Origin of the sequence: Streptosporangium fragile (assembly GCF_039534445.1) — a bacterium.
In the GTDB taxonomy this organism is placed as follows: domain Bacteria; phylum Actinomycetota; class Actinomycetes; order Streptosporangiales; family Streptosporangiaceae; genus Streptosporangium; species Streptosporangium fragile.
This window is the reverse complement of record NZ_BAAAVI010000061.1, coordinates 1-23587: the sequence shown is the minus strand read 5'-3', so window position 1 is coordinate 23587 and position 23587 is coordinate 1. Positions and strand designations below refer to the sequence as shown.

Sequence of the window (23587 nt, the reverse complement as noted above, 5' to 3'; positions counted from 1 at the left end):
CATGAGACGGGAACCTTTCCACTTCCTCAAGAGAACCGTTCCCGGACGACCCTTCCGGTGCCGATCCGACGACTCCCCGCACTGCATGTCCGGATCCATGTCGCGGCGTATCTCCGCGAGACGCGGTTTTCGGCATCCGTCCCCGGACCGGTCGAGCATCTGAAAGGCCGCACAGAAACTTAGATATAGGATGTCCCATTCCTCACTCCGCAGAGTGATGCTCTTTCACCGGAGGTCACGTCGAGCGAAGTGGTGTATCAGCCGGCTTCGCAGCCCCCAGACCTCCGCGCGCCGGAGCAACCACCGACGCGCACCTCATCGTGCCCGCACCCCGCCGTTCGCGTCGGCGGTCACTCCGGACCGACTTGACACGCCCCGCCTATCGGAGGTCTCAGCCCCGGCCCACCGAGGCAGTGGACATCTCGCCGTAGCGAGCCCTCGGGAACCGAGGTGTCCATGATCATGAGCCACAGATGCCGCCGCTTCCTCCCGCCCGTGCCGCAACGGACGTGCTCGGCCCGGCCGGGGAAGCGCTGCGCAACCGACAGGGGAAAAAGGGCTGGTGGTCGTGGTGGCCATCAGGACACCTCCGACAGGATCCACCTGATGATCTGGTCGACGTCCACGTGCCCGCGGGCTGCTGATTCCGCTGCCGGAAGCCTGCGAGGCGGCAGACCGGTGAAGCTCCGAGCCGGCTTCGGCGGAACCCGCGAAGTCGCTGCCCTTCTCCGGGCCGGCACGACCTCCGAGCCTGTCGTGAGTGAAAGCGGCAGACCTGGGCGATGCCGCCGGGCCCGCTTGGAGAGGAGGTGCCGAGCCGTGTCCTCCGACGGCACCCGCAATGAGTGTTTCACCGGAAGCCGCTACAGGGTTTCCGACGAACGGACCCCCTCGCCTCATCGAAGAGCGTGCGGAACCCACATCCCAGAGGGGGCCCGATACCCGCTCCGGAGGCCCCGTGGGCACGCTCCCATAGCCCAAGAGAGCGCTTTCTCCTATCCTTGTCCAATGGAGCTAGCGGAGATCCGCACCTACCCCATCAAGTCCACCAAAGGCATCCTCCGTCCATCGGCTCAAATCCTCCCCTGGGGTCTGGAAGGCGACCGCCGCTGGGCCGTGGTGGACCCGCTGGGAGAAGTGATCTGGGTAGGCGAACACCCCCGGTTCCTCTCGGTTTCGGCCGCTGAAACCCCCGAAGGCGGCCTCCGTCTGTCGGCGAAGGGCATGGGCGAACTCAAGGTCCCCCCGGCCACCGGCGACACGATCCCGGTAGGTTTCTCCAACCTCGACCGAGCCGTGCTCGCCCACGCCGACGCCCATGAATGGTTCACCCGCCTGCTCGGCAGGCCCGCCCGTCTCGTCTGGCTGGACGGCCCCGGACGCGGGACCATCACCGAGGAACACGGCGGCTTCCCCGGGGAGATCGTCAGCTTCATCTGGGAGGCACCCCTCCTGCTCGTCTCCAGGAGTTCGCTCCAGCGCCTGGACGACTGGATCGCCGAAGGCGCCACGGAACGTCAGGAGCACCCCCCGGACCCCCTCGACGTCGCCCGCTTCCGGCCCAACGCCGTCATCGACGGCGCGGAACCCTTCGCGGAGGACGCCTGGACGTCGGTCCGCATCGGCGAGATCGACTTCCGCGTCTCGGAGTTGTGCGACCGCTGCGCCGCCACCATCTGGGACCCGGCCACTCAGGACCGCGGCAAGGAACCCCTGAGAACCCTGGCCAAACACCGCCGCTGGGACGGAAAGACCTGGTTCGGCATCCGCCTGGTGCCCAGGAACCTCGGCGAGCTGAGAGTCGGCGACGAAGTCCGGCCGGGCTAGCCGGTCAGGCGCCTCAGGGCCGCCTTCACCACCGCGGGGTCGGTGGTCCGCCGGTAAGGCGGGAACGAGTTGAGCAGGAAGCCGCTGTAGCGGGCGGTGGCCAGGCGCGGGTCCGTATCCCGGCAACCTCATCGAGGGTGATCCGGTGCCGGCGTGAGGCGTTGCGGACATGGCCCTCCTCCAGCACCACCGCGCCGCGCTTGCTGATCAGAGCATCCGGTTCGGCCCAGAATGCCGCGTCGGCGGGGCGTCGCCGCGCGGGGTCGTCCTCATCAAGGTGCGGATCATACGGTGACTGGCTGATTGGCTCGGCGAAGAGCCCTCGCTGGTGGGTGAGCTCCACCGCGTGCGGGCACGGCAGCGGGGAGGAGATCCTCGTCGAGCGCGAAGGTCGGTGAGTGGGCAGCCGACCTCCGACCGCCCGAGGTCGGCTGTTCGGCGCGTGTCGCCTCGGCCGCTGCCCACCTGCGGCGAATGCCTCCGCGGCCGAGGCGACGCGCTTTCGACCGTTCACCTACCGTGAGCGTCCGGTCCGGCCGCTCCTGCGGTCAGTGTCAGAGTCAGACGAGCGTGGTGAGTACGTCGGTCAGGGAGACGAGAGTGACGCAGGTGCCTCCCCCGCACGGAAACAGGGCGTTCTCCGGCTCACCGGGGAGCATGTCCAGGGCGTTGATGTCGAGTTCCATCGCTTTCTCCTTTTTCGTGGGGGAGAACCCCGCCGATACTGCGGTGGTCTCCGTAGCCGCCGGTCCATCCGGCGGAGTCCGTGTGGTCGGACCCGGTGTGGCGCCTGCCGTGCCGCTTCACCGGCGCGGGCGGGAGCTCTCCGCGCGGGGCCGCCCGCCTACCGTGGGCGCGTGGGCGCCTCGCGCCGCCGATCCGATCTCGTCACAGGCCGGCCGGCGTGCCGTCTCCGTCGCGGACGTGCCGGTACGTCGAGCCCATCGGCCCACCGGGTGGTGTCCGCCTCGGTGCCGATCGCGTCGCCGCCCACCTCGTCCCCTTCCCCAACCGAGACCGCGTCCCGTGCCCGTGCCGGTACGGCGGATCCGTCGTACGGGGACAGCATCACGACGGGCACTTATGAATCACTTTCGAGCGGGACGACAAGGTTTTCCCGACTCTTGGCTCTGACCTTCGTCAATCACCGGAGCAACCGGGACGGAAGACGCTGTTGCCGGCCTTTTCCCTGGTGGCAGCGGCCTCCAGGACTGAACGATTTCCACCTCGTGCGGCCGAGGGCGGTTCGACGGAGCCTCGGATGCCGACAGGAAACGCTCCGGCACGGCGGTTGTCAGTGCTGTGCCGGCATCCGCCGGTCACCGTGCCCCGGGACGTCCCCGGGCCGGGCGGCGGTTCGCCCGAGCCGAACCGCGCAGGCGGGCGCCGGCCTGTGTGCAGGGCCTGCCGGCGGGCCGGTATCCCGGGCCGGGTGTCGTTTCGCCACCGAGTACCGGCTGGTCATGACCGTGCTCACCCGGGCGCCGGAGACGGGGTTCCGTTTCGCCGGCTCACCGCCGATGAGGCTTCCCGCGCCGACGATGATCCGCGGGCGCTTAAGGATTCTTAACCATCCTTAATGGTTGTTTACGGCTGCCACGGCTGGAGGCGGCGGAAGTCTTTAAGGCCGCTACAAGCCCCTGCTGGCAACCTGATCGGCGCCCGGAGAGGCACGGAAGAACCGGTCATGGACGAGATCCGAGCAACCACATCAAACGAACGACTCGACATCGGCACATATCAGATGAGGACGAAGGGGATTCGGCGTTGTGACTGAGCTTGGTGCGGCCGTGGACGGCATCTCCCGCGTGGATCGTCACGTCCTGGCGGACATCGCCCGGGCGACGTTGCGCCGTGTGACAGACGAGACGGGCGGCGCGGAGACCGAGGGCGTCCCGGGGTGGGAGTTCAAGGTCGGTTCGCCGTGGACGTACGTGACTCCGGCCGGACTGGCCACGCAGGCGCAGGGCTGGAAGCTCCACATATCGGCCACGCCGTTGTCGGCACCGCTGGTGCTGTCGCGCGCGGCACAGGTACTGGGGCATCGTCGCTGCCCGTTCAAGTACGCCACCACGTTGGACGAGCTGGTCCAGCTCGTGGGACGCAGCCAGGGCCGCGGCTCGGTGGGCAAGTTCATCACGGTGTATCCGCCGAACGACGAGGCGGCCGTGGAGATCGCGGAAGAGCTGCACGAGGCCACCTATGGCCTGCCGGGCCCGCCGATCCTCTCCGACCGGGTCTACCGGCCGGGCAGTCTGGTGCACTACCGCTTCGGGGTGTTCTCCGCGCCCAGCGTGCTCGACAATGACGGCTACTACGCCTCGCGGCTCATCGCGCCTGACGGCACTCATGAGACCGACGAGCGCAAAGCGTGGTACTCCCCGCCGGCGTGGGCGACCTGCCCGTTCGACTCAGGTCGTGCCCCGGTCAGGACCACCGCGCCGGAGGCGGTCCTGCTGGCCGACCGGTTCGTCGTGCGCAGGGCGATCCGGCACGGTGCCAAGGGCGGGGTGTTCCTGGCGGAGGACACCACGACCGGCGCCCAGGTGGTGATCAAGCGGGCGCGCCCGCACCTGGGCGCCTGGCTCGACGGCCGCGACGAACGTGATCGGATGCGCCACGAGGCGCGCATGCTCGACCTGTTCGGACCGCTGGGTGTCACGGCGCGCAAGGTGCTTCTCTTCGAGAAGGACGACAACCTGTTCCTGGCACAGGAGCACATCGAGGGCACCGTACTGAGCGCGTGGTCGAACAGCGCCCACCGCGAGCGGCCAGGCACCGTGGTGTCCCTCCTGCGGCGCCTGGCCGGACTGGTCGCCACCGTTCACGGGCAGGGCTATGTGCTGCGCGACCTGACGCCCGGCAACATCGTCGTGACCGCGGACGGCGACTGCCGTCTGATCGACCTGGAGATGGCCGCCGTACCCGGCACTCCGGTCTCCCACGTCCACACTCCCGGCTTCGCGCCGCCCGAACAGATGAACTCGACGCAGTACGGTCCCGCACTCGGTGCGGAAGCCGACCTGTACGCGCTGGGGGCGACGGTATTGTCCGCGGTCACCTCTTCCCAGCCGCCCCACCGGAAGGATCAGCCCGCCGGTTCCCGCTCCTGGGACGAGCGGGTGGAAACGGTGACGCGGGTCGCGAGTGCGGGCGACCCGATGGCGACCGCGCTCTCTCCGCTGATCCTGGGACTGATGCGGGAGGATCCCGCACAGCGCTGGGATCTGCGGCGGGTGCGGGCGTTTCTCGATGAAATCGACGTGGAGCAGGTCGGTTCCTCCTCCCGGACGGAGGGCTTCCGTCTGGGGGTGGCCGGGCAGGACCGTCTGCTCCATGACGGGCTTGCCTACTCGCTGCGCACCATGTCGCCCGGGACGGACACCGCACCGTCCACCCACCTGTGGCCTTCGAAATCAGCTCTGACGGCTGATCCGTGCGCCGTCCAGTACGGCTCGGCCGGGGTGATCGCGCTGTGGGCCACGCTGGTGGATCCCGCTCAGGCCGGTGACGTACTGCCGCCGGAAACACGTGCCGATCTGACGACCGGGCTGCGGAAGGCCGCGAACTGGACGGTGCGGCAGCTGGCACGTGAGCGCCGGCCCTCGCCGGGGCTGTACTTCGGCCGGGCCGGCGTCTCCGTGGCCCTGTACGAGGCGGGCCGCGCACTCGGCGATGAGGCCCTGCGCACCGCCGGCCTGGAGCTGGCGCTGAGCCTGCCGACCACCTGGCCGAACCCGGACATCTGCCATGGCTCAGCCGGGACGGGGATGGCGCTGCTGCACCTGTGGCGTGTCTCGGGCGACACACGGTTGCGGGAACCGGCGGAGGCATGTGCCGACGGCCTGCTGAAAGCGGCCAAGCGGACCCCGGAAACGGTGACGTGGCCCATTCCCGTGGATTTCGACTCCAAGCTGGCGGGTGCCGAACACTACGGTTTCGCCCACGGCGTCGCCGGGATCGCGGCATACCTGCTGGCCGCCGGAACCGAACTCGGTCGTGACGACTGTCTGGAGACCGCCGTGCTCGCCGGGGAGACCCTGGTGGCGGCGGCCGAGTACCAGGGCGAGGCCGCCTGGTGGGCGACGGGCCCGCGGGATGGACAGAAGCTGCCGCACTGGTGCAGCGGATCCTCCGGCATCGGCACCTACCTCGTACGCCTGTATGCGGCGACCGGGGAGCAGCGCTTCCGGGACGCCGCCCATGGCGCCGCGGTCACCGTACACGGCACCCGGCGGAACTCGGGGACGGTCGCCTGCCACGGCCTCGCCGGTGAAGGGCAGTTCCTGCTCGACATGGCCGACCTGCTCGGCGAGCCCGCCTATCACGAGCAGGCGGAAGAACTGGCCGCGTGCCTGTGGGCACGCGCCGTCCTGCGCGACGGGCTGCTGGTGGTGCCGGACGAGAACGACACCGGAATCTCCATCGGCTGGAACACCGGGCTGGCCGGAGTGCTGGACTTCCTGCACCGGCTGCGCCACGGCGGACCACGCCGGTGGATGGCCGAGACGGACGACGACGTGCGGGCCCGCGGGGGCAGAGTGTGATGATCTCCGCGACGAAGAGCCGGGCCGGCACGGCGACCGGCGAGCCGGATCAGCCGTTCGTCCGCAGGTTGAACTTCCGTTTCTCCCCCGGTGGGCGGTACGCCGCCTGCCTGGCCGCAGACGACCGTGATTCCCCGATGAGTCCGGAACTGTGGGACCTCACCGGTCCCGCGCCTCGCCCCCGGACGGTGCGCACCCGCGACGGCGAGACCACCGCGAACGTGCCGCTCCCGACGGATGAAGGCGATCTTCTGCTGTGCCGGTCCGGTGCCTACGGCTCGCGGCTCACCTTCGCCTCCCGCTCGGACAGCGGGAAGACAGTCGAGGAAATCGAGCTGATCGGTGTCCGGAGAGGCGGTCTCCGGCTCTTCCCCGGCACGGCCCGGTTCCCGGCCCTGGTGTTGGAGACGGACGGGGACGCGAACACCGTGGTGTGGCGCCTGCCCGGTCGGACCGCTCCGCCGGAACGGATCGTCCGGCTGCCGTACCTGGTCGGCGGAGGGGTCTGGCTCGATGAGGAGGGCGGCAGGCTCGCGCTGGTCTCCACCGGTCCCGGAGCCGGCGCCATGGTCCTGGATCTGTCGCACGGCACCACGACCGCCCTCGGCCTGCCCGACGGCGAACACCTGCTGCTGACCGCGCCGCGCGGCGGCGTGCTCCTCACCGCCGCGCGGCAGGGCGGCGTCCACCGGCTCGGCGTCCGCAGTCTCGGCGACCGGGGACCGACCGTCTTCCCCGATCGGCTCAACGAGATCGAGGGCACCGTCACCCCGCTGGCGCTGGATCCCGCCGGGCGGCTCCTGGCCTTGTCGGTCGTCCGCCGTGCCCGTTCCCACCTGCTGATCCACGACCTGGTGGCGGACAACGCAAGCGAGATCGAACTGCCCCCCGGTGACCTGTATCCGACCGCCCACTGGTCCGGCAGCGGCCTGCGGCTGGTCCACAGCGCCTCGGACCGTCCGACGGGCGTGATCACCGTTCCGGAACCGTCCCGGCCGCGTCTCCTCGCCCCCCGCGACGGGCGCCGATCCCGGTGGACCGCCGCCCGGACGCAGCAGTACGCCGCGCCCGAGGGGACCACGGAGGCCGTCGTGTACGGCGACCCGGTCGGCAGCCGGCACCTGGTGGTGGCGCTCCACGGAGGCCCCGAGGCCGCCTGGCGGCTCGGATTCGACCCGTTGTTCCAGCGCCTCGCCGCCGAGGGCATCGCGGTGGTGGCGCCCAACCAGCGGGGAAGCACCGGATACGGCTCGGCCCACCGTGACGCCATCCACGGCGCCTGGGGCGGTCCCGACCTGGCCGACATCCTGCACCTGGGCCGTTCTCTGGTCGCCGAGCGCGGCCCGGACCGGCCTCGGCCCATGCTCTACGGGGCGAGCTACGGCGCGTACCTGGCGCTGCTGGCCGCGGCCGCGGAGCCGGACCTGTGGGACCGTGCCGCGGTCGTCGCGCCCTTCCTGTCAGGGGCGCTGCTCCACGAGGACGGGCCGGGATCGGTCCGCAATCTGATAAACCGGCTCGGCGGTCGTGAGGAGATCCGGACCGACGACCTCGGTCCACGTGATCTGCTCCGGCTGGCCGACCGCATCCGGCTGCCGCTCCTCATCGTGCACGGCGAACAGGATCCGATCATCCCGGTCAGCCATTCCCGTCGCCTGCACGACCGGCTGCTCCGGACCCGTCACGTCCACGGCGCGCCCATGACCTATCTCGAGGTTCCCGGAGCGGGCCACGACCCGCTGACCGACAGCGGCGGACATGCCGTCACCCGCCGCGTGCTCGGGTTCTTCCGCACCGGAGCACCCTCGCCCCGTTGAGGCGCTCACCGTCATCGCGCACCGCATCAGTTCCGCCACCCGTGCCCGGCGCATCGCGCCGATGGACGGCACCACCGCGCTCACCGGAACGCACGGGGACCCGCTGAGCCGCTCCCCCTGTACGCCGGCCTCGTCGGCCACTGGACGGGAACCGGGCGCCCGGCATTTCGCACAACCCTCCGTAAGGGACAAGGAGTCCTCATGAGTGCCCCTGTCAGCCGGCCCACCGATGTCGTCTGGGACCTCACCTACGCCTGCCCCCTGCGCTGCGTCCACTGCTACTCCGAGTCGGGCAGGCGGCCGACCCGGCAGTTGTCCCACGGCGAGATGCTGCGGGTCGCCGACGCGATCGTCTCACTCGGCCCGGAGACGGTGGAGTTCGCGGGCGGCGAGCCCCTGGTGATCAAAGGGGTCCACGAGGTCGCCGAGCACATCGCGCGAGCGGGGATCAAGGTCAGCCTCTACACCGGCGGATGGACGCTCACCCCCGAAACCGCCGAGGACGCGGCCCGGGTCTTCCACCGGATCACGGTCAGCGTGGACGGGGCCGACGCCGAGGTCCACGACCGCATACGGGGAAGGGCCGGCTCGTTCGAACGCGCGATGAACGCCCTCGCCCTGCTGGACGGCATATCCGCCCGGCGTTCGGCCGAAGGAGGCGATCCTGTGATCTTCGGCGTCGACTGTTCGGTCCTGCGCAGCAACCTTCACCAAACAGAGGAGTTCTGCACCGCCGTCGCCCCCCGGTTCCCGCGGATGCGGTTTCTCAACTTCGCCGCCGCGGTGCCTTCGGGGCTGGCCAGCCGGACCGGCTTCAGCGAGGCGGAACTGCTCACGAACGAGGAGCTCCGTACCCTGACCGGCCAGGAGCACACCGAGCGTCTCAGGTCACTCGCACCGGCCTCGGTGGCGGTGTCGACCTCGAGCAACCTCATCCTTCTGATGCACCCCGACCACATCAAGCGTTCCGGCTTCTCCCTGATGCAGGTGGAGCCCGACGGCGAGGTGCGCGCGATGCCCATCTACGAAGGGTGCGTGGGCAATCTCCTGACCGATGACCCCGCCGTCCTGTGGCAACGCGCCGTCGAGCGGTGGAGCGATCCCTTCGTGGTCGAAGCGGTGTCCCGGGTGCGTTCCCTGGCGGACTGGGCCGAGGCGGTGCGGCGCATCGACCGCCGGTTCGGGTCCCGTGAGGTGCTTGCGCGGATCGACCGCCGTCCGCCCTGGCCTGCTTCGGGGCTCTCCTGAGGTGCGGTTCGCCGTCCCACGGGCACGGCCCTGCCGGTCGCCTACTCGAAGAGGGACAGGTCTCCGGTGCCTCGGCGGAGGATCTCAGGCTCGCCCTGCGAGAAGTCGACGACCGTCGTCGGGGAGGCGCCGCACTCACCGGAGTCGATGACGGCGTCCACCACGTGGTCGAGCCTCTCCTTGATCTCCCAGCCTTGCGTCAAGGGCTCGGTCTCGTCGGGCAGCAGCAGGGTGCTCGACAGCAGCGGTTCGCCGAGCTCGGCCAACAGCGCCTGCGTGACGACGTGATCGGGGATCCGAACGCCGACCGTCTTCTTCCGGGGATGCAGCAACCGCCGCGGCACCTCCTTGGTCGCCGGCAGGATGAACGTGTAACCACCGGGGGTCGCCGCCTTGATCGTGCGGAACAGCGCATTGCTTACGTGAACGAACTGGCCGAACTGGGCAAAGTCCCTGCAGACCAGGGTGAAGTGGTGGTCACTGCCGAGGCTGCGGATCTCCCTGATCCGGTCGATGCCCTCCTTGTTGCCCAGCCGGCACCCCAGCGCATAACACGAGTCCGTCGGGTAAGCGATCAGTCCGTCCGCATGCAAGAGCTCGACCACCTGGTTGATCAACCGAGGCTGCGGATTGTCCGGATGCATATCGAAGTACTTCGCCACACCTCGGAGCTTAGGTGCTGTCGCGCAGCATCGACCGCTTTCCGAGGTTGCATCACGTGGGAGCCGGCCAGGGCTGTCGCGGCGCCCGGCTCATCGGCCGGGGGCAAGAAGCGCTCGGGGTGACGGTGGAGATCTGGTGCGCCGTGCGTCCGGCGCAAGCGCCGGTCAGCGCCTCGGCGATCCCGCGACTCAGGACCGTGGGTTCCTGTCCCCGTCCAAGTCGATCGCAAGTCCGGCCTCCTAGCGTGCGGTCATGTCATCGATCTCGCGCGGGCGCGCGGCGGCGGTCGTCTCGCTGGTCCTGGCGTTCCTCGTGGTGGCGGTCGCCCTGTTCGGCACGCAGGCGGACTACGCCGTCCTCGACCGGCCGATCCTGCTGGGGACCGTGGCCGCGATCCTGGTCACCGTCTCCGGGCTGTGCGCTTTCGGCAGGCAGTTCCTCTGGTCCGGTGTTGCTTTCATGCTGGTATGGGCGGTCGTAGCGGCGTTCATCCGCCTCCACATCGCCCGTTTCCCGCACAGCAGCGTGCCTCATCCGACGAACCCGGCGGTGGAAGCGGTGCTGCTGGTACACAGTGGGAGCCTGGACAGCGTCTGGGAACTCGCCGTCCGCAGGGAAGACGGGTGGTGGACCCGCGAGTGGACCGCGATGACCTGCCTCAACACCGACTCGGGCGGGCCCCCCGAGGTGACCTGGATCAGTGCCGAGCGCCTGCGCGTGCGCGACCTGGTGATCGACGTCAATCCCGCGACGGGACGGCCACGCACTGTGGTGGACGGCCCGGACCGGTGCTGAGCGAACGCCGTCTGCTGAGCCCGGCTCTGTCCTTCGCGCGGCATTCACCCTCATCCGATGTGCGGCAGCGGCACCGCCCTTCGGCAGTTCCCCGGGTCAACGGTCCTGTCTCGCCCTCCACGCAGCCCAGAAGGGCGCTTCCTCCCGATGTCCCACCCGAGCCTGCCCAAGAGGGAGCAGGACGTCAGGAGTTCGAGCCGCCGCGCAGCACATGCCGCACTTCGGCGGTTCACCGGCCGACGGCGCCCTGCTCGCCCCACGTGGGTCGCCGCTCCCGTTCGGTTCCGGCCACGAACCTGCTTGCCAACGGTCATGCGCCTTCGCCCGTCATCGGACAGAATCGGGTTGAACGACGGAAGGTGCCGGATGGGCCGCCTGCGGGAAGCAGTCAAAGAGTTCGCCTTCACGATGGTCGTGGGGCTGGTCGGATTCGGCGTGATCTTCGGGATATCCGCGCCGTTCGGCCTGCCGTGGCTGGTGGACGTGCTGGGTGGCCGCTCCGTACCACCCGTCATCGGGCTGCTCTTCCTGCTGGGGCTGGCAGGACTGGCGACGTTCGTCGTGCGGTCGGTGCGGAAGATCGGGAAAAGGCGGCGTCAGTCGGCTGAGTGACATCCGCGCATGTGAGCGGGCCCACCCCGAGCGGTTCCACGGCCGGCGGGCGATCCGGCGTCCGTCGTCGAGGTCGAACACCTGCGGTTCATGGTGGAACGGCACCCCGGAGAGGTCTTCCTCGCCTCCCGAGGGCAGGCCCGGCACCGCCGGCGAAGGTCTTGCCTTCCGCCGCCGGGCCCTTGGCCCTCGGCTCACTCGAAGAGCCGGTACAGCAGCGCGCCCTGGCCCGACTGCAGGACGTGGCCATGCTCGACGGGGATCCAGAAGCACTCCAACCGGATCGGCTCCCCCCGGCCGTCGTTGTCCTCCCGGCTCGGCCAGCGCTGCGGCGTCCGTTCGCCGAGTACGAGCTGGAACACGTGCCGGCGCTGGATCTCCCGCCGGTACGGCGTGAGGTCGTAGCTGGTCACACCGAGCTTGCGGACGATCGCGAAGTCCGTCAGGCCCGTTTCCTCCCGCGCTTCCCGCAGCGCGGCGTCCTCGGGCTTCTCACCTGGACGGACAGTGCCCGCGGGCACCTGCAGGCCCACCTCCTCGAAACCGTGGTCGACGTGCCGGAAGACCAGCAGCCGCCCGTCGCGCACGATGTAGCACACAGCCTTGTCCCGGACGGGCCTGTCCACCGTTCCGCCTCCCGCCGATCGTGAACCGGGTGGAGAACGCCGGCGTCAGGTCATGGGCACCGGTCGGGACGAGCACTTCGGGGAAGCCGACGCCGGGCTTCTCAACCGTCATCCGCCGATGACCTCAGAGTTCCGCGAGGGCGGAGCCGTCCGTGTTGTCGCCCGGGTCTGATAGGACATAACCCCGCAACCCCGAGGCGAGGATGCCCCCTGTGATCCAGTACGACGAGTACGACGACGAGGATCTCGACGCGCTCAACGCCGAGACGCCGGCCGATCCGCGTGATCCCGGTGAGGCGTTCATCCCCGCCGGCGGGGTCTACCGCTGGGACATGGCAGGCGCCCACCGCGAGACCTACGCCGGGCTGCCCGTCACCGAGCCGGACGCGATCGCCCGCCGTCGCGTCCCCGACCCTTCGCGCTTCGCCTGGTCGCTGTACGACGACGACCCCCTCGGAGAGGACGACGGCGGCTCGGCGTTCTCGGACGGGCTGGAGGAGTTGCTCGCCACGGTCGGCGGCTCCCGGATCCGGGCCATCGTGGTCTCCGGGGGCAACGCGCGCAACGCCCCCGCCGTGCTCGCCGCCAACGCCCACCGGCTGCCCCGGCTGCGCTCGCTGTTCCTCGGCCTCGTCGAACCGGAGTACTGGGAGATCTCCTGGATCCGGCAGGGCGACATCACCCCGATCCTGGAGGCGTTTCCCCGCCTGGAACGGCTGGACGTGCGCGGAAGCGACGGCCTGCGGCTCCGTCCCGTACGGCACGAATTCCTCAACGTCCTGCGGTTCGAGTGCGGTGGCCTGCCCGGTGACGTCGTCCGCGCGCTCGGGCGGTGCGAGCTGCCCGCGCTGGAGCATCTGGAGCTGTGGCTCGGCGTCTCCCAGTACGGCGGCGACGCCACCGCGGGCGATCTGGAGGGCGTCCTGTCCGGGGCGGGGCTGCCCGCGCTACGGCGGCTGGGGCTGCGCGACAGCGAGATCCAGGACGAGGTGGCCGCCGCGGTGGCCACGGCACCGGTCGTCGCCCGCCTGGAGGCGCTCAGCCTGAGCATGGGCGTGCTGACCGACACCGGAGCCGAGGCCCTGCTCAGCGGGCAACCCCTCACCCATCTGCGCCACCTCGACCTGCACCACCACTTTCTCACCGAAGCCATGGCCGAACGGGTCCGGCTCGCCCTGCCCGGCGTCGAGGTCGACCTCTCCGATCCCCAGAACCCGCTGGAGGACTGGCGTTACGTCGCCGTCTCGGAGTGAGCCGCCGTCCCGGAGTGAGTCACCGTCCCGGAGTGAGTCACCGTCCCGGAGTGATCGGAGGGAGAGGCGCGGCGGCGCCCCCGGCCCGAGGGCCTGGCACGGGCAAGGGCCTGCGACGCTCCCGGGCTCGGCTGCCGAACCCGGTCGATGGACATCAGGGCGACGCCGCCTTCCGGGGCAGCCGCCGAGGTCTCGAAATTTCCGGCGGCGGGGCTGGCCTCTCACCGCCGCGGCGGGGAAAGTGAGGGAATGACGACCGCGGACACGCCGCCGCTCCCGAAGCTGGCGGTCATCGCCCGCGAGGCGGGCGTGTCGGTGGCCACCGTCTCCAAGGCGCTGAACGGCAGGTCGGATGTCTCGCCGCACACCAGGCGGCTCATCACCGAAGTGCTCGAACGCCGGGGGTACCCCCGGCGGCCGCGACGGCGCCGCAGGGGCGACATGATCGACGTCGTCCTGCAGGGCCTGGCTTCGCCGTACGCGCTGGCCGTCCTCGGCGGCGTCGGGGACGGCGCCTGGCGCGCGGGCGTGGACCTCGTCGTGTCGGCCGTGGTCGACCGTACCCGGAACGGCCAGCCCCCGCCGGCGTGGCTGGACCGCATCAGCGTCCGCGACAGCGCCGGTGTCCTGCTGGTGCGGACCTCGCCGACCGCCGCGCATTCCGCGATCCGGCAGGCCGGGCATACGGCCTGCCGGCTCTGCGCGCGGGCCGGAAGAGCCGGGGTGCCGGACAATGGTGAGATGAGAATCAGAGACCTGCGCAACCTGGGGCCCAAGAGTGAACTGTGGCTCGACCAGGTCGGCATCGGCGACGCCGGTCGGCTCGCCGAACTCGGCGCGGTGGAGGCCTACCGGCGGTTGCAGGACGCCGCCATCCCGGGGTTGTCGCTGAACGCCCTGTGGGCGTTGGAGGGCGCCCTCACCGAGAACGACTGGCGCCTCATCCCCGCCGAGCGCAAGCAGGAACTCCTGGCCGAGCTCGCGGAGGGATGAACGGCCGCGCCGGGGCGACGGAGTTCCTCACTGAAGGTATTTCTCCACCTGGGAGACGGGCGCCACCCGAGCTTCGTCGGGATCCATGCCCGCCTCCTCGAGCGCGCGGCGGCGGCGCAGCAGGTCCCAGCACTGGTCGAGGGTCTCCTCCAGGTGGGTGAGCCGGTCGTGCTCCTGCGCGTCGCCGATCCCGCCCGACCTCCGCTTCTCCCGCAGGCTGTGCTCCTCTCCCACGAGAGCGCTGATGCGCTGGAGAATCTGCTTCTCGTCCATGGGGCAGTCCTATCCTTCGCGGCACCGGGTGCCTTGGTCATCAGTAGCCGTACGCCTTCACCGATCGTGACGGCGGTCCGGCGCCGGGTGCCGGGCAGGGCGCGTGCGACGACCGCCGGCACGCGGTCGCCTCGCCTTCTTTCCCCGGCGGGAGACATGGTGCTGAAAGATACCTCAGTTCACATCGCCCAAAAATGTGACCTCCCACACGCGCCGCGGCCGGTGTCCGGGGCGCCGATGTCCCGGGCGAGGAGGGAGAGCCCTGCCGTGACGGCTCAGCCGCGCCTGGTCCGCCGGAAGAAGGAGCGCCTCCTGCGGGGCGGTTCGGGGACGGGTTTCTCCTCCTCGGCGGGATGGCGGGCCCGCCAGTCGGCGACGACCTCCTCCACGTCGAAGAGCGGCTGGACGAGCGGCGGGCCGGACAGGGTCTTCCCGTAGCTCTCACGGATCCTGCCGTTGACGGCCTCGATGATCCCGCGAGCCTCGGCCTCCGTCCGCGCGCTCACCGCCGCCGCCCGGGCCTCCTCGGCCTCCTTCCGCAGCGCGAGCGTCCCCGGCAGCGGGAACGACAGGTTCTCCGCCTCCATCTTCTGCTTGATCCACCACATCTCGTCGTACGGCCTGCCCTCGCCGGGGAGGGGCTTGCCGGCGCCCGGCAGGTTGTCGAACTCCCCGCGCTCGGTGGCCTCGCGGATCTGCCGGTCGACCCATGTCTCGAAGCTGACCCCGGGGGGTTTGCGGTCCGTCACAGGTTCACCTCCTCTGCCGTGGTCAGCGGCGTTTCCGAGGATAGCCAGCGCGGAGCCGCCGCGGCCGTCCCGGACGGGCGACGCTCTCGGCCGGCTCACCATGACTTTCGCGGTGGGTGTCCGATGCGCGGTGGCGCCCGTCACACCTTTCGCGACGCACTTGACGCTTAAGACGACCGGTCATATTGTTCCGGTGTCGCTCCTCGAGAAAGGCACGGGCAATGGGAAGCATCAAGGTCGGTACCGAGAACAGCGTCGACATCGAGCTGCACTACGAGGACAAGGGCTCCGGGCAGCCGATCGTCCTGATCCACGGGTTCCCGCTCGACGGCAACTCCTGGGAGGGGCAGGTGCCCGCGCTGCTCGACGCCGGGTACCGGGTCATCACGTACGACCGCCGGGGGTTCGGGAAATCGAGCCAGCCGTCCACCGGGTACGACTACGACACGTTCGCCGCGGACCTGAACGTCGTGATGGAGACCCTGGATCTCCACGACGCGATCCTCGTCGGTTTCTCGATGGGCACCGGCGAGGTCGCCCGCTACATCGCGAACCACGGCTCGTCGCGGGTCGCGAAGGTCGCGTTCCTGGCGTCGCTGGAGCCGTTCCTGGCGATCACCGACGACAATCCCGACGGCGCGGGCCCGAGGTCGCTCTTCGAGGGCATCTCCGAGACCGTCAAGAAGGACCGCTACGCGTACTTCACCGCCTTCTACACCGACTTCTTTAACCTCGACCAGAACCTCGGCTCCCGGATCAGCGAGGAGGCCGTCCGCAACGCGTGGAACGTCGCCGCGGGCTCGGGCCCGATCGCCTCGGCCGCCGCACCGCTGACCTGGCCGACGGACTTCCGCGCCGACATCCCGAAGATCGGCGTCCCGGCGCTGATCCTGCACGGCACCGAGGACCGCATCCTTCCGATCGACGCGACCGGCCGCCGGTTCGCCAAGGCGCTCCCGTCGGCGGAGTACGTCGAGATCGAGGGCGCCCCGCACGGACTCCTCACCACTCACACCGCCGAGGTGAACGAGGCCCTGCTCGCCTTCCTCGCGAAGTAGGAGTTTTCTCCGCCCTCATCTCGGTCGCCTCCCGCGGCATGCGGATCCGGGTGACCGGGGTGGGCGGGCGGTGAGTTTCGCCGCGTGGCGGGTGACCGTCACCGGCCCGGAGCCGACAGGCAGAAAGGACGGCCGATCATGGCCAGCACCACGCCGGCCCATCCCCGGCTTCCGCTCAACACCCTCGGTGTCGCGTTCGGACTCGCCGGACTCTCCGGCACCTGGACCACCGCCACCGCCCTCGGCGCGCCGGAGGCCGTCGGTGAATTCCTCTGGGTGACCGCGGCCGTCGCCTGGATCACCACCCTCACCCTCTACGGCACCCGGATATCGCACCTGCGTGAGGTGGTCGAGGACCTGCTGCGCCGCTACCTGCGTCTGCCGTTCGCCCTCGGCTTCTGGGCCTTCACCTTCACCACCGCGGCCGGCGCCACCTACGGCGTCCGGCTGCTCACCCTCGGCCCGTCCCCCCTGCGCACGATCGCCGACTGGCTCCTGATCGCCCTGGCCACCGGCATCATCGGGGCCGTCGGGATCCGTTCACTCGCCCTGCTCCACCTGCCCCGCCACATCCGCGCGGCCCGTGTGCAGCACACCTGATTTTTACGACCGTTTCAAGACGACCAGTCATTTTGGAGCTCTCATGACCACCACGACCACGCCGAACGCGGCGGACGCCGGCACCTTCCGGATCGGCGGGGACCTGCCCGTCGCCCGGCTCGGGTTCGGCTCGATGCAGCTCACGGGCCGCAACGCCTTCGGCCCCTCCCGGGACGCCGCGGGCGCTCGGACGGTCCTGCGCCGGGCGGTCGAACTCGGCGTCAACCTCATCGACACCGCCGACGCCTACGGTCCCGGCGTCGCCGAGACGCTGATCGGTGAGGCACTGCACCCGTACCGCGACGACCTGGTCATCGCGACCAAGGGCGGGTTCGTGCGGGGCCCGCGCGGAGAGTGGATCACCGACGGCCGCCCCGCCCATCTGCGCGAGACCCTGGACGGCAGCCTGCGGCGCCTCCGCCTCGACCACATCGACCTCTACCAGTTGCACCGCATCGACGCGAAAGTGCCGCTGGCCGACCAGATCGGCACTCTGCGCGACCTGCGCGCGGCCGGGAAGATCCGCCACATCGGCCTCAGCGAGGTCAGCGCGGCACAACTGCGGGAGGCCGAGCGCATCGCGCCGATCGCGACCGTGCAGAACCTGTACAACCTCGCCGAGCGGTCGTGGGAGGATCTGCTCGCTTACACCGCGGAACGCGGAATCGGCTTCATCCCGTGGTTTCCGCTCGCCACCGGCGACCTGACCCGGCCCTCGGGGCCGCTCGGCCCCGTCTCCACCCGCACCGGCGCGACGCCGTCGCAGCTCGCCCTGGCCTGGCTGCTCCACCGCGCCCCCAACGTGCTGCCCATTCCGGGGACCTCGAGCGTCACCCACCTGGAGGAGAACATCGCCGCCGCGGCGGTGAAGCTGAGCCCTGCCGATCTCGCGCTGCTGGACGGGGCGGCCCGGTAAGGGAGATCAGCCGATCATCGCGGAGCAGCCCGGCATCGCCCTCGCCGCGTTGCGCGCCCGAGACCCGGGACTCCTTCGGCAGGCCGTCTTCTTCACCAATCCAAGAAGACCAGTCACATTCATGGAGGTAGAAGTGTCCACATTCCTCTCCGACTCGGTGGAGACCCGTCACGTCGACGGGCCCGAGGACGAGCGGTTCGCCTATCGGCGGTTCGGCCGCCCCGGCGAGGTCCCGCTCGTGCTGTCCCAACGGTTCCGGGGGACGATCGACCATTGGGACCCCGCTCTCCTGGACGCGCTCGCGGCCGACCGCGAAGTGATCGTGTTCGACAACAGGGGCACCGGCGCCTCGACGGGCGAAGCCCCCACGACGGTCGAAGGACTCGCCGAGGGCGCGATCGCGTTCGTCCGCGCCCTCGGACTGCGGCAGATCGACCTGATGGGCTGGTCGATGGGCGGGTTCGTCGCCCAGGGCGTCGCCCTGGCCGCGCCGGAGCTCGTCCGCCGGCTCGTGGTGGCCGGAAGCTCACCCGGCGGAGTGCCCGACCAGCCCGCGGCACCCGCGAAGGTGTGGGAGGTGGCGGGCAAGCCGCACAACGACGACGAGGACTTCCTGTACCTGTTCTTCCCGGAGACCCCGCAGGCGCGCGCCGCAGGCATCGCCTCCCTGCGGCGGCTGGACCACCGGCTGAAGACGTCCGGGGCGAACGTCGCCCCGGCGACCGTGGTGGCGCAGGTCGCGGTGAACCGGAGCTTCAAGGGGTTCTACGACCGTCTCGGCGAACTGACCATGCCGGTGCTGGTAGCCAACGGCGCGCACGACGTGATGATCCACGCCTACGCCAGCTACGCGATGTCGCAGCGGCTGCCGAACGCGAAGGTCGTCCTCTACAGCGACGCGGGCCACGGCTTCCTCTTCCAGCACGCCGCCGACTTCGCCGACGAGGTCGACCGCTTCCTGTCCTGACCGCCGAGCCGCCTGCCGGGATCCCCTCGGGCGGTAGGGGCGGCGCGGGACCCGGCCGCGGCAGTCGCCCGGCGGCCGGGTCCCGGAGACGTACCGCCGTCAGGGAGCGCACGTGGGGTCGGTTCCCGCGCCGGCCTGGTCGAGCAGGTCCGCGCGGTCGACCCGCGTGCCCAGCCGCCAGATCCCGGCGATGTCCCGGCTGTCGAGGATGGTGACGGTCGGATCGCCGTTGACGAGCAGCAGGTCGGCCAGCTTGCCCTGCTGGATCCCGCCGCGGTCACGCAGGCCGTAGGTCTCGGCGACCTGGTAGGTGGCCGACCGGAGTGCCTGCGGAGGGCTCATCCCGGCGTCGACGAGCATCTCCATCTCGCGATGCATTCCGGCGCCGTTCGGGACGCCCGGGTTGCCCGCGTCGGTGCCCGCGAGGATCGGCACGCCGGCCGCCCTGAGCTGCGCCAGGTTGCTCTTCACGGAGCCGTAGTCCCATCGGGCGCCGAACTCGGGGGGGAAGGCGGCGCTCATGAGTGCCTGGCCGGCCGGCGACAGCCACGGGGCGATCCGCGGGTCGCTGAGCTCGTCGACTCCGAGCGCGAGGCCGTCGGCCGCCCGCCACACGTCGAGCGTCGGCGTCATGAACGCGTCGCGGTCGAGCATCATGTCGACGAACTCCTGGTCGATCGGATCGACCGGGGCGTGGGCGAAGCCGTCGACCCCGGCCGCGAGCGCCGCCTTGGCGTCCGCGGCCTTCGTGGCGTGCGCGACCACCTTGAGGCCGGCGGCGTGGGCCTCCACGACGACGGCCTCCAGAATGTCGATCGGCAGCTTGGGCGTCGGAGTCTCCTGGAACATCGAGAGATCCTCGACGATGACCTTGATGTGGTGGGCGCCCTCGTCGACACGGGCCTGAACCCAGCCGGGCACCTCCGACACGTTCGACAGAACCGGGACGTCGCCGAAGACCTCCGGCGGATACTCGGTTCCGTGGCTGCCGGCGACCGTCGCGAAAGCACCCGAGATGATCATGTCGGCGCGGTCGGTCTCGGGACCCGCGCACGTGACGTAGTCGCGGACACCCGGGTTCTCACCGACGCTGACGACGGTCGTGACGCCGTAGAGAAGGGCGTCCTTCATGTCGCGTACCGTCAGCATGTGGCCGTGCGCGTCGAGCAGACCGGGGAGAAGCGTCCTGCCCTCGCCGTCGACCACCGTCGCGCCGCCCGGTGGGGTGATCTCGCCGCCGGCCTCGACCTTCCTGATGCGGTCGCCCTCGACCAGCACGTCGGCCTCCGCGAGAACGCGCTTGCCGTCGAACACGCGCACGTCGTCGAACAGCACCTTGGCCTGTCCCGAAGAGTCCGCCGCGCTACCGGTGGCGAAGACGACGCCGGCACCGAGGGCGAGCAGCGTCGGTACACCGATCGCCCTGATGGCGCGAGTCCCCATGGGCGTTCCTCCTGACCTCGAGGATCCGGTCAAGCCATACCGATCGACGTCCGCCGGCGGCCCCGGCTCTCGTCGACGGCGGCAACCGGCTTCCAGCGTGCCCTTCCCTGTCTCCGACAGCCTGCCGAACGGCCTGGAGACGGGACAACGGCCGCGGCCCACCACCAACCTGCATGGCACTTTGTGCCCCCGGTCCATCGGGAATCGGCCGCCATCGGGAATCAGCCGCTGTCGGGAACCGGCCGCCGTCGCCGGGCGGGAGCCGACCGCCGTCGCCAGGCGAAATGCGCGCCGGAGCCGGCGGGGCGGACACCGGACGGCGGCCGGCGCGGACGTCCGGCCGGCCCCCGCCGTCAGGTCCGTCACCGGAGGACGTAACAGTAGTTCGACTTGCCCTTGAAGCGGTGGAAGGCGGCCGGTTGCCGGAAGCGCCACCGGCAGCCCGCGTCACGCTGGTCCTTGGTCAGATACATGGTCTGGCCGCCCGCCCGCTTGACGCAGTAGGCACCCGGCTGCGGAGTCTCCCGGTATTCCACCCACTCCCAGCCCAATGTCACGCAGTACGCGGTGAAGTGCCCGGGGCCGAGTTCGGCGGTCCGCGTCGGCGAGGGCGTGGGCGAGGGCGAGGGCCGTGTGGGAGACGCCGGGTCGGCGGCGAAGGACTCGCTCGCGGTCGGTCCGGGCCGGGCCGACCTGCTCGGCGCGCCGGTGGGCCTGTCCGGCGTCGGCTCCGCCTCGGGACGGTTGCGCGCCCTGGGAGCGGACGTGGGCGAGACCCTCGGCGCCGCGGGCGAGACGGTCCGGGCCGTCGCCTTTCCCCCCGGGGAGGGCGAGCCCTGGCCGGCGCCCCCTTTCGAGGGGCGCGCCGTGGGGCTCACCGTGGCGGCCGGGACCTGCGAGGTCGGGGCCGTGCCGGATCTCAACGCGGACGCGTCCCTGTCGGGCAGCATGGCGACGCCGACCGCGACGCCCCCCGCCGTGACCGAGGCGACGACGACGGAGACGGCCGCCGCCCACATCCCCCGGCGCCTTCTCGGCGCGCCCGGAGCGGGAGCGCCGTCCACCGCGCCGGGCGCGGTCTCCCTGTTCGACGCGTCCGCCTCCCCGGCCGGGGCCGGCGGCCTCGGGGCGGCGCCTCCCCCGGGAAGGCCGGGGACGACGGCGCGGACCGGGGGATCCGATGAGAGCGCGGCCGGCGCGCGGTCTCCCCCTCTCACCAGCCGGTCAAGGATCTGCTGCGCCGACGGCCGCCGGGACGGGTCCTTGGCGAGACACGCGGCGAGGAGGCCGCGCAGCGACTCCTCGACCCCGTCCAGGACGGGATCCTGGTTGAGGATCCTGTTGATGACCGCGGGGATGGCGTCGTCGCCGAACGGCGGACGCCCCGTGGCCGCGAACGTCATGGTGGAAGCCCAGGCGAACACGTCCAGGGCGAGGCCGAGTTCGCCGGCGGTCAGTTGTTCGGGCGCCATGTAGGCCGGCGTGCCCACGATCCCGCTGGTCACCGTGCCCGTCCCGGCGAGGGCGCGGGCGATGCCGAAGTCGATGACCCGCGGACCGTCCGGGCCGATCAGCACGTTCTGCGGTTTGAGGTCCCGGTGGACGACTCCGGCGTCGTGGAGCGCGACCAGGGCGGTGGCCGTACCGATGGCGAGACGTTCGAGAGCGCTGCCCGACCGCGGTCCCTCCGCGGTCACCACCTGCTGGAGCGAGGGCCCCGGAACGTACTCGCTCACGATGTAGGCGCGTTTGCCGAACATGCCGACGTCCAGGACCTGCGCCGTGCAGAAGCGGGCTACCCGCTTCGCGACCTCCGCTTCACGCACGAAGTCGTCGCGGGCGGCGCGATCCTGGCCGAACCGCGCGTGGAAGAGCTTGATGGCGACGAGATCGCCGGAACCCGTCTCCCCCAGGTAGACGACGCCCTGTCCCCCTTCTCCGATCCTTCCGACGACGCGGCAGCCGCCGAGCAGCGCGGGATCACCTGACTCCAAGGGCTGAGCATCCACCATGTGTTCTCCGGCGGGCGTGTTCGCCCGGTCGCAGTTATCCGGCGCGTCGGAGCAACGCGGCCGGGTGGTTCCCACCGCACGGCGGTCTGGTGCCGAACGTGTCGATACTCGCCCCCACCGGGGCACGGTCGATCTTAACGGCGGCGCAGTCCGGTGGGGATCCTCCACCGCCGATTCCCCGGCCGTGACCGCTCCGCCGCCGGGGCCGGGAAGCCGGCCCTCCCACGGGGCTCCCCGGCCATGCCGTCACAGACCGTAAAGGGCGTCGACACCGTCGTATCGGGCGGGTGCGTTCACCAGGCGCTCGGACAGCCGCTGCGCCGCCGCCCTGGCCCGCTCATGCCACCACGTGAGTCCGTTGCGCTCCGCCAGCCACTCCAGCAGGGTCAGGTGCCGGTAGGCGGCGTCGTGGTCGCCGACGGCCGAGGCGAGCAGGGCCAGGTACCAGTCGACGGGCCCGGAGCAGCAGATCGCGGGCACCGCCGCGATACGCCCGCTGTGGGGCAGCAGCACGGCGTAGGTCGCCCGGCACCCGGGCTCGTAACCGACGGTGGCCTGGGCCGTGCCCTGCAGGCAGATCGCGGCCAGCCACGTCCAGTCCGGGGGCGGTGCCGGCCAGCCGTCCCCGACGGTCTCCCACGCCTCCTCGACGCGGCCCTGCGCGCACAGGTGCAGCACCCGGGAGTCGTGTTCCACGGTGGCGTGGGTGCCGGCGACCGCGTCGATCAGCGGCCCGGCCTCGGCCATGGTGCCCCGCTGGTAGCACATCGCGAGGCGTCCCACGTCCACGACGCTCCGCACGTGCCACACGCCGATCCGCTCGGCCTGCTTCTCGGCCTCGCGGTACAGCGCCTCGGCGTCGTCGAACCGGCCGTCCAGGACGAGCCGGTTGGCCCGCCACACGGTGTGCTGGAAGCGCGGCCAGGGCAGCGGCAGCCGCTCCAGCAGGGCGTCGCAGCGGGCGGCGGCCTCGTCGGCGCCGGGCAGGTCGAACAGCTCCAGCCTGTTGTGGGTGTGCATCATGTGGGCGAGCAGTTCGAACCCGGGGCTCTGGGTACGCAGTGCCAGCTCCTGCAGCTCGTCGGCCGCGCGCATCCGTTCGGGCAGCGGCTGGATCAGCGACAGGTGGCGCCCGTTGAGCGCCCACATCAGCAGGTGCGGGTCGTCCAGCCGGCGGGCCATCGCGAT

Annotated in this window: 20 protein-coding genes; 12 read left to right on the top strand and 8 right to left on the bottom strand. The window is 70.9% G+C overall.

Features of this window, described 5'->3' with window-relative positions; all coding sequences use genetic code 11:
- The first annotated feature begins 1008 nt into the window (after positions 1–1008).
- Positions 1009–1827 (top strand): MOSC domain-containing protein, encoded by an 819-nt coding sequence (locus ABD841_RS31045; RefSeq protein ID WP_344979201.1) that lies wholly within the window; start codon positions 1009–1011, stop codon positions 1825–1827.
- Between the two features lie 560 nt (positions 1828–2387).
- Here ABD841_RS31045 and ABD841_RS31040 read toward each other — a convergent pair.
- Entirely contained in the window at positions 2388–2513 is a 126-nt protein-coding gene (locus ABD841_RS31040; RefSeq protein WP_344979199.1) for an ALQxL family class IV lanthipeptide, read from the bottom strand.
- Positions 2514–3596: 1083 nt separating this feature from the next.
- Here ABD841_RS31040 and lanL point away from each other — a divergent pair.
- The 3 genes from lanL (at position 3597) to ABD841_RS31025 (ending at position 9439) form a co-directional block, all read left to right on the top strand.
- Positions 3597–6374: a class IV lanthionine synthetase LanL gene (lanL, locus tag ABD841_RS31035; protein WP_344979197.1), complete on the top strand. Its 2778-nt coding sequence runs from the start codon at positions 3597–3599 to the stop codon at positions 6372–6374.
- Complete coding sequence (locus ABD841_RS31030) at positions 6374–8191, top strand: S9 family peptidase (protein WP_344979195.1); 1818 nt, start codon at positions 6374–6376, stop codon at positions 8189–8191. Before lanL ends, ABD841_RS31030 begins: the two co-directional genes overlap by 1 nt.
- A gap of 201 nt (positions 8192–8392) precedes the next feature.
- On the top strand, positions 8393–9439 hold the full coding sequence (locus ABD841_RS31025) for a radical SAM protein (RefSeq protein WP_344979193.1): 1047 nt from the start codon (positions 8393–8395) through the stop codon (positions 9437–9439).
- A 41-nt stretch (positions 9440–9480) separates the two neighbouring features.
- Here ABD841_RS31025 and ABD841_RS31020 read toward each other — a convergent pair whose 3' ends face one another.
- A complete protein-coding gene (locus tag ABD841_RS31020) occupies positions 9481–10101 on the bottom strand; it encodes an L-threonylcarbamoyladenylate synthase (RefSeq protein WP_425582069.1) in 621 nt (206 codons plus the stop codon).
- A 253-nt stretch (positions 10102–10354) separates the two neighbouring features.
- On the opposite strand from ABD841_RS31020, the gene ABD841_RS31015 reads away from it, so the two are divergent.
- Entirely contained in the window at positions 10355–10897 is a 543-nt protein-coding gene (locus ABD841_RS31015; protein ID WP_344979191.1) for a hypothetical protein, read from the top strand.
- Between the two features lie 366 nt (positions 10898–11263).
- A complete protein-coding gene (locus tag ABD841_RS31010; protein ID WP_344979189.1) occupies positions 11264–11509 on the top strand; it encodes a hypothetical protein in 246 nt (81 codons plus the stop codon).
- A gap of 194 nt (positions 11510–11703) precedes the next feature.
- Here ABD841_RS31010 and ABD841_RS31005 read toward each other — a convergent pair whose 3' ends face one another.
- On the bottom strand, positions 11704–12135 hold the full coding sequence (locus tag ABD841_RS31005; RefSeq protein ID WP_344979187.1) for an NUDIX hydrolase: 432 nt from the start codon (positions 12133–12135) through the stop codon (positions 11704–11706).
- Positions 12136–12347: 212 nt separating this feature from the next.
- On the opposite strand from ABD841_RS31005, the gene ABD841_RS31000 reads away from it, so the two are divergent.
- The gene (locus tag ABD841_RS31000) at positions 12348–13388 is read left to right on the top strand and encodes an STM4015 family protein (protein ID WP_344979185.1); all 1041 of its coding nucleotides are present in this window, start codon (positions 12348–12350) and stop codon (positions 13386–13388) included.
- 249 nt (positions 13389–13637) lie between these two features.
- Positions 13638–14381, top strand: a complete 744-nt coding sequence (locus ABD841_RS30995; RefSeq protein WP_344979182.1) for a TfoX/Sxy family DNA transformation protein — start codon at positions 13638–13640, stop codon at positions 14379–14381.
- A gap of 27 nt (positions 14382–14408) precedes the next feature.
- Here the strand turns inward: ABD841_RS30995 and ABD841_RS30990 are convergent, their stop codons facing one another.
- Positions 14409–14654: a DUF2630 family protein gene (locus ABD841_RS30990; RefSeq protein WP_344979180.1), complete on the bottom strand. Its 246-nt coding sequence runs from the start codon at positions 14652–14654 to the stop codon at positions 14409–14411.
- A gap of 275 nt (positions 14655–14929) precedes the next feature.
- Positions 14930–15403 (bottom strand): DnaJ family domain-containing protein, encoded by a 474-nt coding sequence (locus ABD841_RS30985; protein WP_344979178.1) that lies wholly within the window; start codon positions 15401–15403, stop codon positions 14930–14932.
- A gap of 221 nt (positions 15404–15624) precedes the next feature.
- Here ABD841_RS30985 and ABD841_RS30980 point away from each other — a divergent pair, with 221 nt between their 5' ends.
- From ABD841_RS30980 to ABD841_RS30965, 4 genes are all read left to right on the top strand, one after another.
- Complete coding sequence (locus ABD841_RS30980; RefSeq protein ID WP_344979176.1) at positions 15625–16461, top strand: alpha/beta fold hydrolase; 837 nt, start codon at positions 15625–15627, stop codon at positions 16459–16461.
- A 138-nt stretch (positions 16462–16599) separates the two neighbouring features.
- Positions 16600–17061 (top strand): hypothetical protein, encoded by a 462-nt coding sequence (locus tag ABD841_RS30975; protein WP_344979174.1) that lies wholly within the window; start codon positions 16600–16602, stop codon positions 17059–17061.
- Positions 17062–17104: 43 nt separating this feature from the next.
- Positions 17105–17977, top strand: a complete 873-nt coding sequence (locus ABD841_RS30970) for an aldo/keto reductase (RefSeq protein ID WP_344979172.1) — start codon at positions 17105–17107, stop codon at positions 17975–17977.
- 133 nt (positions 17978–18110) lie between these two features.
- Entirely contained in the window at positions 18111–18944 is an 834-nt protein-coding gene (locus tag ABD841_RS30965) for an alpha/beta fold hydrolase (protein WP_344979171.1), read from the top strand.
- Positions 18945–19043: 99 nt separating this feature from the next.
- Here the strand turns inward: ABD841_RS30965 and ABD841_RS30960 are convergent, their stop codons facing one another.
- The 3 genes from ABD841_RS30960 to ABD841_RS30950 all read right to left on the bottom strand — a co-directional run.
- Positions 19044–20387 (bottom strand): amidohydrolase family protein, encoded by a 1344-nt coding sequence (locus tag ABD841_RS30960; RefSeq protein WP_344979169.1) that lies wholly within the window; start codon positions 20385–20387, stop codon positions 19044–19046.
- A 362-nt stretch (positions 20388–20749) separates the two neighbouring features.
- Complete coding sequence (locus ABD841_RS30955; RefSeq protein ID WP_344979167.1) at positions 20750–22381, bottom strand: serine/threonine protein kinase; 1632 nt, start codon at positions 22379–22381, stop codon at positions 20750–20752.
- A gap of 264 nt (positions 22382–22645) precedes the next feature.
- Positions 22646–23587, bottom strand: a 942-nt coding sequence (locus ABD841_RS30950; protein WP_344979165.1) for a hypothetical protein, incomplete at its 5' end; no start/stop codon positions are given.

What these genes read in the sequence shown, in the direction of transcription:
- ABD841_RS31045 (WP_344979201.1), top strand. Translation starts at nt 1,009, where the DNA reads ATGGAGCTAGCGGAGATCCGCACCTACCCCATCAAGTCCACCAAAGGC.
- ABD841_RS31040 (WP_344979199.1), bottom strand. Translation starts at nt 2,513, where the DNA reads ATGGAACTCGACATCAACGCCCTGGACATGCTCCCCGGTGAGCCGGAG.
- ABD841_RS31030 (WP_344979195.1), top strand. Translation starts at nt 6,374, where the DNA reads ATGATCTCCGCGACGAAGAGCCGGGCCGGCACGGCGACCGGCGAGCCG.
- ABD841_RS31025 (WP_344979193.1), top strand. Translation starts at nt 8,393, where the DNA reads ATGAGTGCCCCTGTCAGCCGGCCCACCGATGTCGTCTGGGACCTCACC.
- ABD841_RS31015 (WP_344979191.1), top strand. Translation starts at nt 10,355, where the DNA reads ATGTCATCGATCTCGCGCGGGCGCGCGGCGGCGGTCGTCTCGCTGGTC.
- ABD841_RS31010 (WP_344979189.1), top strand. Translation starts at nt 11,264, where the DNA reads ATGGGCCGCCTGCGGGAAGCAGTCAAAGAGTTCGCCTTCACGATGGTC.
- ABD841_RS30995 (WP_344979182.1), top strand. Translation starts at nt 13,638, where the DNA reads ATGACGACCGCGGACACGCCGCCGCTCCCGAAGCTGGCGGTCATCGCC.
- ABD841_RS30990 (WP_344979180.1), bottom strand. Translation starts at nt 14,654, where the DNA reads ATGGACGAGAAGCAGATTCTCCAGCGCATCAGCGCTCTCGTGGGAGAG.
- ABD841_RS30980 (WP_344979176.1), top strand. Translation starts at nt 15,625, where the DNA reads ATGGGAAGCATCAAGGTCGGTACCGAGAACAGCGTCGACATCGAGCTG.
- ABD841_RS30975 (WP_344979174.1), top strand. Translation starts at nt 16,600, where the DNA reads ATGGCCAGCACCACGCCGGCCCATCCCCGGCTTCCGCTCAACACCCTC.
- ABD841_RS30970 (WP_344979172.1), top strand. Translation starts at nt 17,105, where the DNA reads ATGACCACCACGACCACGCCGAACGCGGCGGACGCCGGCACCTTCCGG.
- ABD841_RS30960 (WP_344979169.1), bottom strand. Translation starts at nt 20,387, where the DNA reads ATGGGGACTCGCGCCATCAGGGCGATCGGTGTACCGACGCTGCTCGCC.